Annotated in this window: 1 protein-coding gene (cut by a window edge); it reads right to left on the bottom strand. The window is 30.9% G+C overall.

The window, feature by feature from the left end; all coding sequences use genetic code 11:
• The coding region annotated (gene fabG, locus G3997_RS04190) for a 3-oxoacyl-[acyl-carrier-protein] reductase (RefSeq protein ID WP_296648595.1) crosses the window boundary (this coding region is incomplete at its 3' end): on the bottom strand, positions 1–256 show 256 of its 660 nt. The annotated region continues 404 nt past the right edge of the window.

The raw sequence follows: 256 nt of genomic DNA, 5'->3' as shown, positions 1-256 counted from the left end.
ATTAGCAATATCTTCAACTTGACCAAACCTTTTTAAAGGTACTTGAGATATTATATTTTTCTTTTGATCTTCATTTAATACCTTAGTCATATCTGTATCAATAAACCCTGGCGCTATAGCATTTACATTTATATTTTTGCTTCCTATTTCACGAGCTAAAGACTTTGTCATTCCTATAAGTCCTGCTTTTGATGCTGAATAATTTACTTGACCAGCATTTCCTACAACACCTACTACTGAAGACATATTTATTATC

Origin of the sequence: Romboutsia sp. 13368 (genome assembly GCF_018336475.1) — a bacterium.
Lineage (GTDB): Bacteria > Bacillota > Clostridia > Peptostreptococcales > Peptostreptococcaceae > Romboutsia.
This window is presented reverse-complemented; position numbering and strand designations above follow the sequence as displayed.